Below are 13412 nucleotides of genomic sequence, written 5' to 3'. Positions count from 1 at the left end.
TCTCAGCAGTTCCCTTTTTTCGCCTGCCCCGGCGGACAGAAGTCACCGTCGCCGTGACGATGATCACCGTCACCAATGATTACCGCGGGCTCGGACTCGATGCGTGCCGGATGGTAACTGCAGGCACTCAGCATCACCATCGCCAACACCGCCCAAGTCGCCATGATCAACCAGCGCGATCGTTGTATTGCCTTGTCGTTTACCACGTCATGCTCCTCGTTCCTTCGCCGATCGTCACGCCGGCGTCACCTTCAGCGTACCACGACGCCCTTGTGCGGCATGCCAGCGGCCAATCTCAACGCCCGAACACGACCTTGGCGACATCCTGGTAGACCTTGGCGAAATGCACGGTCATTCCCGCCTTGAGATAGTCCGGCAACTCGTCGTAATCGCGCTTGTTGGCCTCCGGCAGGATCAGCTCGAAGATTTCGCTGCGCCGGGCGGCGATCACCTTCTCGCGGATGCCGCCGACCGGTAGCACCTGGCCGGTCAGCGTCAGCTCGCCGGTCATCGCCAGCGGCCGGTCGATGCTCTGGTTCCGGGCCAGCGACATCAGCGCCGTGGTCATGGTCACGCCCGCCGAAGGACCATCCTTGGGGGTGGCGCCCTCAGGCACATGGAGGTGGACGAAGGCGTCGTTGAAGAAGTCGGCGTCGGCGCCGTACTCGCCCAGGTGACCCAGGGTATAGCTGTAGGCGATATTGGCCGACTCCTGCATCACTTCGCCCAGCTTGCCGGTGAGCTTGAAGCCACGCGTCAGCGCATGCACCTTGGTCGCCTCGATCGGCAATGTGGCGCCACCCATGGCGGTCCAGGCCAGTCCGGTGACCACGCCGACGCCCTTGAGTACCTTCTCCTTGCGGAACAGCGGCGCGCCCAGGAACTCCTCCAGGTTGTTGACCGAGACCTTGACCGTCTCCTGGTTCTGCTCGAGCATCTTGACCGCCGCCTTGCGCACGATCCGGTGCAACTGCTTCTCGAGCTGGCGAACGCCGGCCTCGCGGGCGTAGCCCTCGATCACCTGCTTGAGCGCGGCATCGGTTAGGTTGATGCGCTTCTTGGGAATGCGGTCACGCTTCAACAGTTTCGGCCACAGGTGATGCTTGGCAATCGCCACCTTCTCTTCGGCGATGTATCCCGACAGCCGGATCTGCTCCATGCGGTCGAGCAGCGGCCCCGGAATGGTGTCGAGCTGGTTGGCGGTACAGACGAACAGCACCTTGGAGAGATCCAGACGCACGTCGAGGTAGTGATCGAGGAAATCGACGTTCTGCTCTGGGTCGAGCACCTCCAGCAGCGCCGAGGCCGGATCGCCCTGGAACGACTGCCCCATCTTGTCGATCTCGTCGAGCATGATCACCGGGTTCTCGACCTCCACCTCCTTGAGCGCCTGCACCAGCTTGCCCGGCATGGCACCGATATAGGTTCGGCGATGGCCCTTGATCTCCGCCTCGTCGCGCATGCCGCCCACCGAGAAACGATAGAACTTGCGCCCCAGGGCATCGGCGATCGACCGGCCGACGGAGGTCTTGCCCACCCCGGGGGGGCCGACCAGCAGCACAATGGAGCCACCCACGTCACCCTTGAACGAACCTTCCGCCAGGAACTCGATGATGCGCTCCTTGACGTCGTTCAACCCGTCGTGATCGCGATCGAGCACGCCGCGAGCCCGCTTGAGATCGAGCTGGTCCTCCGACGAGATCCCCCAAGGGAGCGACGTCAGCCAGTCGAGATAGTTGCGGGTGGTGCCATATTCCGGCGAACCGGTCTCCAGCACCGACAGTTTGTTCAGTTCGTCGTCGATGCGCTCCTGAACCCGCTCCGGCACCTGCAGCGCCTCGAGACGGCCACGAAAGGTATCGACATCGCTCTCGCGATCGTCCTTGGAGATACCGAGCTCTTTCTGGATCACCTTGAGCTGCTCGCGAAGGAAGAACTCGCGCTGGCGCTCCTGCATCTGCGAGTTGACCTGCTCGCTGATCTGGTTCTGCAGCTGGGCGACCTCGATCTCCTTGCGCAGCAGCGGCAGCACCTTCTGCATTCGATCCATGATCGGCAGGGTCTCGAGCACGTTCTGCAGCTCCTTGCCCTTGGCGGAGGTGATGGCTGCGGCGAAGTCGGTCAACGGACCCGGCTCGTGCGGGCTGAAGCGGTTGAGATAGCTCTTCAACTCCTCGCCATAGAGCGGATTGATAGGGAGCAGTTCCTTGATCCCGTTGATCAGCGACATCGCGTAGGCGCGCGCTTCCTCCGCTTCGGCATCGACCGGCTCGCGAGGATAGGAGACCTCCACCAGGTAGGGCGGCGTCTTCGACAGCCAGCGGTGAATGCGAAAGCGCCGCATCCCCTGAGCGATGAACTGGATCTGCTGCTCTTCGGTCTGGTTGCGATGCACCTTCACCGCTGTGCCGATCTCCGGGAAGCTGCCGGGGTTCAGCTCCTCCATGCTCACGTCGCCCACGAACGCCACCCCCACCATGTGATGGGGAGTATTGGCGACGCGCTTCATGGTCTCCTCCCAGCGCTGGCGCTGGATGATCAGCGGTTGCACCTGGGCGGGGAAGAAAGGTCGGTTGTGGATGGGAAGGAGGTAGATTCGTTCCGGCAGATAATCACCGGAGGGGACGACGGCACCGGCGGCGTGCTGCGACTGGGGGTCGTCTTCAGGCGCGGTCTGGCTGGCTTCGAAGTAGTCCGTGGCGTCGCGGTTGTGTTCGCTCATCATTCACCCTGAGTTCGAGGCCAAAGCTGGCCGAATGAGCAAGGGATGTGGGCACCGGGGCGGGAGTTCAAGTCAGCGATGGGAGATCGGCGTGGAAATCATCGGGCCGCGCCCGCAAGCGCGGCCCTGCAGACGTCCGAAAAACGTCAGTTCGAATCGTTCGCCAGCGGCAACAGCGGTATCCGCTGACCATCGATATCGAGGACGCCATCCGCCAACTCGACCTGCAGCGGATCGCTGCCCAGCGGCAGGCCAAGCGACATCAGCAGCACGGCCGGTGCGCCCTCGAGGGTCAGGCTGCCCTGCAGGCGGCGAACGAACTCGCGCTCGAGCGCCGCGTCGCTCATGGTCTCGGGATTCCACTCCTCGATCCCGGCGCCATCGATACTGAGCTGCCCTTCACCGCGCATCTTCATGCCCAGCATCGGGCTGTCAGCGTTCAGGCTCTCCAGCGACAGGCGTGGCGATCCCGCGAGCAGCGCCTGAATCGACGGCTGCAGCGGCGCCAACGCGGACTCCAGGGCCCCGTCGTCCTCAGCGTCGGCCGCAGTCTGTATCTCGGTCAGATTCTCTTCCAGCGCCTTGGTCAATGCCCGATAGGCGTCACCATCGACCCGATCCAGCGCCAGCGTGAAGCCGCCGCTGAAAACCGATTGATCCTGGATCCGGGTATCGCCCAGGTCGGCCTTCAACTGCATCGTCAACTGATCGGCGTCGAGCGCCGCCTTCACCGTGTAGCCGATATCCCGGGTGATCACGCTGGGGCTGCCGCTGGGCGTGACCGTCGTGGTCGGGAACGTCAGTGCCATCTGCTGACGGAAAGCCTGGTCATCGCCCTCGAACGTTCCGGAAACCGTCGCTCCCTCGATCAGGACGTCGGCCTGGTCGTCGGTCAGTCGCAGCCGCGGCACCGCGCCTTTCAACATGACATGATCATCGACCTGCTCGATATCGAGCGTCGATTCGGCGGACTCGAGCTGCATGTCGCGGGCCGGGGTCACCTCCCCCGCGACCTCTCGTGCCGGCACGGTGACCGTCTGCGAGAAACTCGGCAGGGTGAAGTGGCCCTCCAGCTTCTGTTCGCGGGTCAGGAAGCGCCCGCTCCAGGTCATCGGCCCCTGGCTCTCGAGGACGTCGCCGAACAGCATCTGACCGCCGCCGTCCGTCACCTGCGCTTCGCCATCCAGCGTCGTCTCGAGCAGGCCATGATTCGCCCGATACGGGACCTCGATGGAGACGGCGTCCGCGTCCCGCGCTACCGCCACGTAGCGGGCCTCGATGCGACCCGAGGAGTGGAACCAGCCGCTGTCGACATCCTCGCGCGAGACGTTCCAGTCGGGGCGAGCGTCGAGCCGCGCGACCAGCTTGTCCATCTCGCTATCGAAGCGCTGGCTGGAATAGGCCTGAGCCCCCAGGTAACCGCCCCCAGCCAACACGATCACGACCGCTCCTGCGATCATCCATTTACGCATGCACTGCTCCAGACGTTGACGTGAGAAACGCTGTTAAGGAACCACTGCCTAAATGCCTACAGGCGCGAATGGCTGTGTTGCGCGGTACCGGTGCGCCGGTCCGATCGGAACTCGCCTAACCCCATGTTATGTCCCGTTCTCTGCGTACCGTGCGCCTTGCCCTTCATCGCCTTCGGCAATTTATTCAGCGTTTCCTTAGATCCACACTGACTCGGCCTGCATGGGGCGTCGCCTTGTTTCGCTCGTGGCTCGTGGCTCAATGCAGCCAGAACCAGAGGTGCATCGTGCTCCAGGCATACACGCCGGCCAGGATGTCGTCGAACATGATGCCGATCCCCCCGGCGACCCGGCGATCCACCCAGCGAATCGGCCAGGGCTTGAGGATATCGAAGACCCGGAACACCACGAATCCCCACAGCGCGGCCTCCCAGGAAAACGGTACCGCCGCCATCGTGAGCCAGTAGCCCACGAACTCGTCCCAGACGATACCCGAGTGGTCGTGCACCCCGAGATCGCGGGAGGTCGTCTCGCAGAGCCAGATCCCGACCAGCGTGGCCACACCCATCAGCCCCATGTAGATCGCCAGCGGCAGACCCGACATCAACCAGTAGAAGGGTATCGCCGCCAGCGTCCCGAAAGTCCCGGGCGCGAACGGTACGGCGCCACTGCCCAGCCCGAAAGCCAGGAAATGGGTCGGTCGACGCCAGACACTCGCGGGAGCCCGGTTCATGAGAGAACCTCCGGAAAGTGATTCCAGCCCTGACGCTCGAGATAGCGGGAATCGATGCCGTGAATGCCCTCGGCATCGACGATTCGCCCGATCGGCGTCAACGGCAGATGGAGCGGCGCCAGGCGGCGCTGCGCCTCGGCAAGATCAGCGGCAGCCACCGTCACCAGCAGCTCGTAGTCATCGCCACCATTGAGCACCCGCTGCCGCACGTCGTCCAGTTCCAGCGTCGCGCGTAGCGGCGTCGCCAGCGGCAACGCCTCGAGATCGAGCCGCGCGCCCACCCCGGAGGCCGAGAGCAGATGCTGGAGATCCGCCAGCAAGCCGTCGGAGATATCGATGGCGCTGGTGGCCAACCCTCTCAGCGACTCCCCCGCCGCCAGCCGAGGCTCGGGACGCAGATACGCCTCGAGCAGAGGATGCTCCAGGTCGCGCTCACCCTGCTGCCAGCGGGCAAGCCCTGCGGCCGCGCGCCCGGGATAGCCGGTCACCGCGACCAGATCGCCTTCGCGGGCTCCGCGACGCCGCAGCGCCTGTCCGGCCGGGACTTCGCCATGGACCGTCACACCGATCGTCAGCGCACCGCGAGTGACATCGCCGCCGACCAGTTCGCAGCCGCTGCGTTCGGCCAATTCGCGGAAGCCGTCCGCGAAGGCCTCGAGCCACGCCGGATCGGCCGCGGGAAGCGTCAGCGCCAGGCAGCACCAGCGGGCTCTCGCGCCCATCGCGGCAAGATCGCTCAAGGCCACGGCCAGGGCGCGATGGCCAATGGCGGCGGGTGGTGCGTCATGGGGGAAATGAACGTCGACCACCGAGGTATCGACGCTGACCGCCAGCTGCTGCCCCGGGGAGAGTGCCAGTACGGCGCAGTCGTCGCCGTTGCCGACGACGACATCGCTACGCCCGGCTGCCGCGGGCCGCGACAGGTAGCGAGCGATCAGGTCGAATTCGCTCAAGGAGGTGCGACTCATGTCAACGACGGCGTGCAGCGACCTCGGCGCCCCGCAGCCGCGAGGCGAGCTTGTCGAGTATGCCGTTGACGTATTTGTGGCCGTCGGTGGCGCCGAATATCTTGGCCAGCTCCACCCCTTCGTTGATCACGACCCGGTAGGGAACCTCGGGACGGCGAGACAACTCGTATGTGCCGAGGCGCAGAATCGCCAGCTCGATACGGTCCAGATCCTCCAGACGCCGATCGAGCAGCGGCGCGATCGCCGCGTCGAGCTCCGCGCGGTTATTGGCCGTGTTGTGGAGCAGGTCGTGGAACAGCGCCTTGTCGGCAATCTCCATGACCTTGTGCCAGTTCTCGTGATCCTCGAGATCCTCGTCGGCGATCTGGGACCGGAACTCGGCCTCGACGGCCGTGATCGACTTGCCGGTCATCTGCCACTGATAAAGCCCTTGGACGGCAAGCTCCCGGGCTGCGCGGCGGGACTCCTGGGCCGGCGTCGGCTGGCGTGACGGTGAGCTCATGCCTCGCCTCCCAATCGCTTGAACAGCGATACCATCTCCATCGCTGCCATGGCCGCCTCGGTGCCTTTGTTGCCGGCCTTGGTGCCGGCACGCTCGACGGCCTGGTCGATCGAGTTGACCGTCAGCACGCCATTGGCGATGGGCGTCGCGAACTCCAGCTGCAGGCTGCTCAACGACGAGTTGCAGTTGCCCGCGACATACTCGAAGTGCGGCGTGCCGCCACGGATCACCGCGCCCAGCGCGACGACGGCGTCGGGCCGGGAAACCTGAAGTACGCGCTTGACCGCCAGCGGCAGCTCCCAGGCGCCGGGGACGTGGATCAGCTCGATGTTCTCTTCACTGACGCCGTGCCGCGTCAGGCTGTCGACGGCGCCCTCGACGAGGCTGTCGACGACATGATGATTGAAGCGGCCCACGACGATGGCGTAACGGCCATCGACATCGGTGAACTGACCTTCCAGTTGCGCGATCGGTTGCATTGTCGGGTTCCGGATACACTGCGCCAGGCTCGTCATTCACTCGAACCTGAACGCGATAAAACAGACTGATTGGCCGGCGCCAGAACCTAGCGCTCGGCGCGCGAAGCCGGCCATCTTATCATGGCCGCGCGGCCATACCACGCTCACACGAACGGTGACTCGAATCTCGGTCAGGCGTCGCCGCTGACCAGCTCGACCACCTCGAGATCGAAACCGGAGAGCGCCGAGAAACGCCACGGCGAGCTCAACAGTCGCATCTTGCCGACACCGAGCTGACGCAGAATCTGCGCCCCGGTGCCGATGGAGAGGAAATTCCCCGCCCCGTCGGTGGCGCTGTTGCGCGGCGACGCTCCCCGCCCCAGGACATCGTCGAGCTGCTGCTTGAAGTCGCCTGGCGGGCGCGCATCATCCAGCAGCACGAACACGCCCGACTCCGCCCGGCCGATCTCGGCCAGTGCCGTGTGGGCTGTCCAGTGGCTGTCCGCCCGGCACAGTGCCAGCAGATCGCGAAGGGTATCGCCGCCATGCACCCGCACCGTCGTCGGCGTATGCCGTGAGGGCTGCCCTTTGACCAGCGCCAGGTGATGTCTGTCCTGAACGTTGTCGTGGAAGACATGCATCGTCATGTCGCCGAAGGCCGTTCGCACCGGCATCTGCTCGATGGCATCGACGGTACGCTCGTTGAGCATGCGATAGTGGATCAGATCGGCAATGGTACCGATCTTGATGTCGTGCTCCGCCGCGAACCGCTCCAGCGCCGGCCGCCGCGCCATGGTGCCGTCGTCGTTCATGATCTCGCAGATCACACCCGTCGCTTCGAAACCGGCCATGGCGGCCAGGTCGCAGGCTGCCTCGGTATGGCCGGCACGGCGAAGCACGCCCCCCGGCTCCGCCATCAGCGGGAAGATATGACCCGGCTGGACGATGTCTTCCGGCTTGGCGCCACGGGCCGCCGCGGCCCTGACCGTCAGGGCGCGGTCAGCCGCCGAGATGCCGGTGGAGACTCCCTTGGCGGCCTCGATGGAGACAGTGAACTTGGTGCCGTAGCCGGAGCCGTTGTCGCTGACCATCAGCGGCAGCTTCAACTGCTGGCAGCGCGATCTCGACATCGGCTGGCAGATCAGGCCACGAGCGTGGCGGGCCATGAAATTGATGTGGCTGGCCTCGACACACTCGGCCGCCATGATGATGTCGCCCTCGTTCTCGCGATCCTCGTCATCCATCAGGATGACCATCCTGCCCTGCCGGATCTCTTCCAACAGGACATCGATGCCGGCCAACTGATTCGATTGCGCTGTCGTCATTGATGATTCGTCCAATGAAACCGCCGTCTACTGAAACCACCAGGGGTCGATGCGGCACAGCCTACCTGTCGCGGGACGCGGACGCTACTGTCGGGTGCTGGTGACACAGCGCGCGACTGACGACGCCCCCGTTCCGCCAGGCTCAGCGCTCCCTGAGCGGGCGTGCCGAGATGCGCCAGTCGTCACCCAGCGCCCGGATATCGTCGATCTTCAGCCGCCGCTGCTGGCTCATTGTCGCCAGCCCCGGCAACGCGAACAGCGGCCGTGCCTCGCTGCCCAGTAGCGTGGCCGCCATGAACAGTTCCAGCCGGTCGACACAATCGGCCTCGAGCAGTGCGCCGGCCAGCGTGGCACCGGTCTCGACCAGCACCTCGTTGCAGGCTTCCTGGGTGGCGAGATGACGCAGCAGCGCGGTGAACTCCACGCGCCCCTCGGCATTGGCGGGCATCACCACGACCTCGGCGCCAGCGGCTTCGAGCCTGCGACGCCGCTCGCTAACCTCCGTGTGAACCGTGAACACCAGCGTTCGCCCGGGCTCGCTCAGGCATGCCGCGGCCAGCGGCATGCGCAGATGACTGTCCAGGACCACCCGCAACGGCTGGCGACGGGCGATGGATTCGGCGTCGTCCAGGCCGAGCTGCTCGGCCCGCACCGTCAGCCGGGAGTCGTCGAAGATGATCGATTCGACGCCGGTCAGAACCGCGCTGGACTCGGCCCGTAGTCGCTGAACCTGGCGCCGCGCGGCCGGACCGGTGATCCACTGGGACTCCCCGTCCGCCATCGCCGTACGGCCGTCCAGACTCATCGCCATCTTCAACGTGACCCTAGGCAACCCTTCACGCATGCGGCGGATGAAACCGGGATTGAGCTGGCTGGCAGCTTCTTCCCGCAGCCCCACGGCGACTTCGATGCCCGCATCGCGCAGCATCGCGAAGCCCCGACCTGATACCTGCGGGTTGGGATCTTCCATTGCCGCGACGACCCGGATCACGCCCGCCTCGATCAAGGCCAGGCTGCAAGGTCCGGTACGGCCAGTATGCGAACAGGGCTCGAGGGTGACGTAGGCGGTCGCTCCTCGAGCTGCCTCGCCGGCCATCCGCAGCGCGTTGATCTCGGCGTGAGGCTCGCCGGCCCGGACGTGAAAGCCCTCCCCGACAATCCGGCCGTCCTTGACCAGCACGCAGCCGACCCGAGGGTTGGGATCACAGCTGTAGCGACCCTGCCAGGCAAGCTGGATCGCCCGGTCCATGCAGGATTCCTGGGAGAGGGGTTCGAGATTAGATGAGGACATGAAGGCTCGCTCGATGGGAGGGAAAGCGAGGGGACGATAGCGACGGGACAGGCGTCGACTCAGCCCTGGCCGCCCTCGTCACCCGACGAGAGACTCGGCTCCTGGGACAACCGATCGATCTCGGCACGAAATTCGTCGAGATCCTGGAAACGGCGGTAGACGGAAGCGAAACGAATGTAAGCCACGTGATCGAGACGCTGCAGCGTCTCCATGACTTCCTCACCCACGTCTCGCGCCTCCACTTCCCGGTCGCCTCTGGCGCGCAGCCGCTGGCGAATCCGTTCCACCGCTGCCTCGAACGACTCCACGCTGACGGGACGTTTCTCCAGCGCACGCGCCATGCCCGCACGCATCTTCTGCTCGTCGAAGCTCTCGCGGGAGCCATCGGACTTGACCACCCGCGGCATCACCAGCTCGGCGGTTTCATAGGTGGTGAAGCGCTCTCCACACTCCGCGCACTGACGACGACGCCGCACCTGATCCCCCTCGGCCACCAGCCGGGAGTCGGTCACCTTGGTATCGTGCGTACCACAGAAAGGGCAATGCATCGTCGGGATCTACCTGTCAGCGTGGGCGATGAGCGTAATCGCCCCTCTTGTTGATGAATGCGGTAACGGTGCCGTATGAGAGAGCAGAGTGTACCGGTTTGGGCAACATAGCGGAAACACGCGGAAAAACCTTGGCGATTTTGATGTTGGCCCATCTTCTGCAAGGATGTTGTGACAATCCTTAACAACGAAGCCTTGAATCCCAGGCCGCGTACGTCAACCGCCGATACCAAGGAATCGCCCATGCCCAGTCGTGCCGCGAATTATCCCGCCCTTTCCGAGGAAGCCTTCATGGCCCGCGCCAGCGCGCGCCTGGAAGAGGTATATGGACCCCGCCGCGACGAGATCATGCGACGCCTGATGACGTTGCTGATGCACCAACGCAGTGCACTGGATACCTTGCCACGCCCCACCTGGAGTGAGCGCGATCAGATTTTGATCACTTATGGCGACACCATCATCGATGGAGAACGGCCGCCACTCGAGGTAATGGATGACTTTCTCGCCACTCGTCTGAACGGGACGTTCAGTGGCCTGCATATCCTGCCGTTCTTCCCCTGGAGCAGCGACGACGGCTTTTCGGTGATCCATTATCGCGAGGTGAACCCCAAGCTCGGAGACTGGCAGGATATCCGCCGGCTCGCCTCGCGAGTGGACTTGATGGTCGATCTCGTCATCAATCATGTCTCGCGCGATTCACTCTGGTTCATCGACTACCTCTCGGGCACGCAGCCGGGGCGCGACTACTTCATCGAGATGGACCCGGAGACGGATCTCTCCATGGTCACGCGGCCACGCAATTCGCCTCTCCTGGTGCCGGTATCGACACGTCGCGGAACACGCCACCTGTGGGCGACCTTCTCCGAAGACCAGATCGACCTCAATTTCGCCAATCCGGACGTACTGCTCGAATTCATCGGCATCCTGCTCTATTACGTCCAGCAGGGCGCGCGCATCATTCGCCTCGACGCCATCACCTACCTGTGGAAGGAGGTTGGTACCCCCTGTGTGCATCTGCCCCAGACGCACGCCATCGTCCGCCTGCTGCGGGCGATTCTCGACTTCATGGCACCGGGAACGCTGCTGATCACCGAGACCAACGTGCCACATCAAGAGAACATGAGCTACTTCGGTCTGGAACGCCTGGCTCCGGAGCCTCAGGCCGAGGGCCACGACGACGAATCGCCGTCGATGCCCGACGAAGCGCACATGATCTACCAGTTCACGCTACCGCCTCTGCTGGTACACACGCTGACCAGCGGAGACGCCACCACGCTGGCCGACTGGGCGCGCAGCCTGCCGACGCTGCCACCGGGCTGTACCTACTTCAACTTCACCGCCAGCCACGACGGTATCGGCGTCAGGGCCCTCGAGGGTCTGCTGCCATCTCACGAACTGGAGATCATGCTCGAACTGATGCACCGCTTCGGCGGCTACGTCAGCATGAAGACCAACGCCGACGGTAGCGACTCGCCCTACGAGATCAACATCACCTACTACGACGCAATGAAGGGGACGCGTCGCGGCGCCGACGCGTGGCAGGTCGAGCGTTTCCTCTGCAGCCAGAACCTGATGCTGGCGCTACAGGGGATACCCGGCGTCTATTTTCATAGCCTGACCGCGACCCTCAACGACCACGGCGGCGTGGAACGCAGTGGCAAACTGCGCTCGATCAACCGTCGACGCTGGCCCAAGGAGGAGCTCGACGAACTCATCGACAGCCGCAGCACGCCGACCCGCGAGGCGTTCACCTCGCTGAAGCGACGACTCAACATTCGCGCCAACGAGCCCTGCTTTCATCCCGAAGCCGCTCAGCGAGTGCTCGACACGCCGCCCGGCATCTTCGCCATCGAACGCGGACCGCTCTCCAACGGGCGCCGCCTGCTGGCGATCTACAATATCAGTGACACGCGCCAGCCGCTGGAGATCGACGAGCTGAACGGTGGCGAGTGGTACGACGTGCTCAAGGATGGCAAGCGCTGGAGCCCGCATCCCGACGAGCGCGACATCCTGCGGCCCTACCGCAGCCTGTGGCTGGTCCAGCCCTGAGCGGTTCCCGCGATGGCCGGTGAGAGTCGGTTCGACTCTCGCCGGCCGTGGCCCAACCCCCGGCAAGCGCACGCATCCCGCCTACACCTCTCCTGCGTTATCCAGCTCCACCGCTTCGAACAGCCGGTCCTGGAGGTCGGGAATCGCCGCCTGGACCCGGTTCCAGCTGGGAATGAAAGGCTTGTCCCGCGGGGATTCGAAGAAGGCGGCGCCAGCCTGCATGATATTGTCGGCGAACAGCTCCACGGCGGCCTCTTCACTGTGACGGTCCAGTTTGAGCCCGTTCATGGCGGCATCGTGGTCGTAGGCCTCGATCAGGTCCAGCGCCACGCGATAGTAGGTGGCCTTGACCGTACGGAAGCTCTCGACGCTCATCTCCACGCCGAGCGTCGCCAGTTTGCGATACATCGCCTTGGCGATGTCCATGCTCATACGGTTGAGCCCGCCGCTGGGGTCCTCCTCGGAGACCGGCTGATGCTTGTGGTCGTAGGCGTCGGCGATATCCACCTGGCACAGGCGCTTGGTCGAGAAGTTCCGGTGAACCTCGGAGAGCACGCCGATCTCCAGGCCCCAGTCGCTGGGAATGCGAATGCCGTCGAGCACGTCGGCGCGCATGGAGAATTCGCCGGATAGCGGATAGCGGTAGCTGTCGAGGTAGTCGAGGTAAGGCAGCGGCCCGTAGATCATCTTGAAGGCCCGGATCAGCGGCGTGACCATCAACCGCGCCACCCGGCCGTTGAGCTTGCCGGAGGCGATTCGGGAGTAGTAGCCCTTGCAGAACTCGTAGTGGAAGCGCGGGTTGGCAACCGGGTAGATCAACCGCGCCAGGAGGCCGCGGTCGTAGGTGACGATATCGCAGTCGTGGAGCGCGACCGCCTCGGCCTTGCCGGATGCGCGGACGTAACCGGAGCAGTACCAGACGTTGCAGCCCTTGCCCGGCTCCAGGGGCGCCAGGTTCTCCTGCGCCAGCTCCTGCTGGAGGGCCTGGAGTCGTGGGCCGTCGTTCCACAGGATGCGGTGGTGCTGAGGCAGGCGCGAGAAGAACTCCCGTGCCTTGAGAAACTGCTCGCGATCGGCGCGATCGAGACCGATGACGATTTCGCTGAGATAAGGCACCTTGCACAGCTCGTCGACGATGTGCGAGAGCGCCGGCCCCTCCAGCTCGGAGTAGAGCGATGGCAGAATCAGCCCCATTGGCCGGGTGCGCGAGAACTGCTTGAGATCGTTCTCCAGGGCTTCCACCGAGCGCCGCGTCAGGTTGTGGAAATTGGTAATGATACCGTTCTGATAAAAATCACTCATGAAGCGCCCTCTTCGTATTGTCGTTTTGGCGTCGATCCGTGACGC

Annotated in this window: 12 protein-coding genes; 1 reads left to right on the top strand and 11 read right to left on the bottom strand. The window is 64.4% G+C overall.

The window, feature by feature from the left end:
• Positions 1-2 precede the first annotated feature (2 nt).
• From DOM56_RS19720 to nrdR, 10 genes are all read right to left on the bottom strand, one after another.
• Positions 3-206, bottom strand: coding sequence for a hypothetical protein (locus DOM56_RS19720; RefSeq protein ID WP_110603008.1), 204 nt, complete (start codon positions 204-206; stop codon positions 3-5).
• Between the two features lie 89 nt (positions 207-295).
• Positions 296-2722, bottom strand: coding sequence for an endopeptidase La (gene lon / locus DOM56_RS13305; protein WP_110709748.1), 2427 nt, complete (start codon positions 2720-2722; stop codon positions 296-298).
• Positions 2723-2868: 146 nt separating this feature from the next.
• The gene (locus DOM56_RS13300) at positions 2869-4194 is read right to left on the bottom strand and encodes a DUF945 family protein (RefSeq protein WP_110709538.1); all 1326 of its coding nucleotides are present in this window, start codon (positions 4192-4194) and stop codon (positions 2869-2871) included.
• Between the two features lie 256 nt (positions 4195-4450).
• Positions 4451-4924, bottom strand: a complete 474-nt coding sequence (locus tag DOM56_RS13295) for a phosphatidylglycerophosphatase A (protein ID WP_110603005.1) — start codon at positions 4922-4924, stop codon at positions 4451-4453.
• Positions 4921-5877 (bottom strand): thiamine-phosphate kinase, encoded by a 957-nt coding sequence (gene thiL, locus DOM56_RS13290; protein ID WP_232822290.1) that lies wholly within the window; start codon positions 5875-5877, stop codon positions 4921-4923. Before thiL ends, DOM56_RS13295 begins: the two co-directional genes overlap by 4 nt.
• 16 nt (positions 5878-5893) lie before the next feature.
• Positions 5894-6394 (bottom strand): transcription antitermination factor NusB, encoded by a 501-nt coding sequence (gene nusB, locus DOM56_RS13285; protein ID WP_110709534.1) that lies wholly within the window; start codon positions 6392-6394, stop codon positions 5894-5896.
• Complete coding sequence (gene ribE, locus DOM56_RS13280; protein ID WP_110709533.1) at positions 6391-6873, bottom strand: 6,7-dimethyl-8-ribityllumazine synthase; 483 nt, start codon at positions 6871-6873, stop codon at positions 6391-6393. The genes nusB and ribE overlap by 4 nt, the downstream gene beginning before the upstream one ends.
• A 170-nt stretch (positions 6874-7043) precedes the next feature.
• The gene (ribBA, locus tag DOM56_RS13275) at positions 7044-8177 is read right to left on the bottom strand and encodes a bifunctional 3,4-dihydroxy-2-butanone-4-phosphate synthase/GTP cyclohydrolase II (protein ID WP_110709529.1); all 1134 of its coding nucleotides are present in this window, start codon (positions 8175-8177) and stop codon (positions 7044-7046) included.
• A 142-nt stretch (positions 8178-8319) separates the two neighbouring features.
• Positions 8320-9468 (bottom strand): bifunctional diaminohydroxyphosphoribosylaminopyrimidine deaminase/5-amino-6-(5-phosphoribosylamino)uracil reductase RibD, encoded by a 1149-nt coding sequence (ribD, locus tag DOM56_RS13270; protein ID WP_110709527.1) that lies wholly within the window; start codon positions 9466-9468, stop codon positions 8320-8322.
• A 59-nt stretch (positions 9469-9527) separates the two neighbouring features.
• Positions 9528-10016 carry a transcriptional regulator NrdR gene (gene nrdR, locus DOM56_RS13265; protein WP_110602993.1) on the bottom strand — a complete coding sequence of 163 codons (489 nt, stop codon included), beginning with the start codon at positions 10014-10016 and terminating at the stop codon, positions 9528-9530.
• Between the two features lie 243 nt (positions 10017-10259).
• Here nrdR and DOM56_RS13260 point away from each other — a divergent pair, with 243 nt between their 5' ends.
• Complete coding sequence (locus tag DOM56_RS13260) at positions 10260-12065, top strand: sugar phosphorylase (protein ID WP_110709525.1); 1806 nt, start codon at positions 10260-10262, stop codon at positions 12063-12065.
• Between the two features lie 81 nt (positions 12066-12146).
• Here DOM56_RS13260 and DOM56_RS13255 read toward each other — a convergent pair whose 3' ends face one another.
• Entirely contained in the window at positions 12147-13367 is a 1221-nt protein-coding gene (locus DOM56_RS13255; RefSeq protein ID WP_110709523.1) for a glycosyl transferase, read from the bottom strand.
• Positions 13368-13412 lie beyond the last annotated feature (45 nt).

The organism is Salinicola sp. CR57 (genome assembly GCF_003206585.1).
GTDB lineage: Bacteria > Pseudomonadota > Gammaproteobacteria > Pseudomonadales > Halomonadaceae > Salinicola > Salinicola lusitanus.
This window is presented reverse-complemented; position numbering and strand designations above follow the sequence as displayed.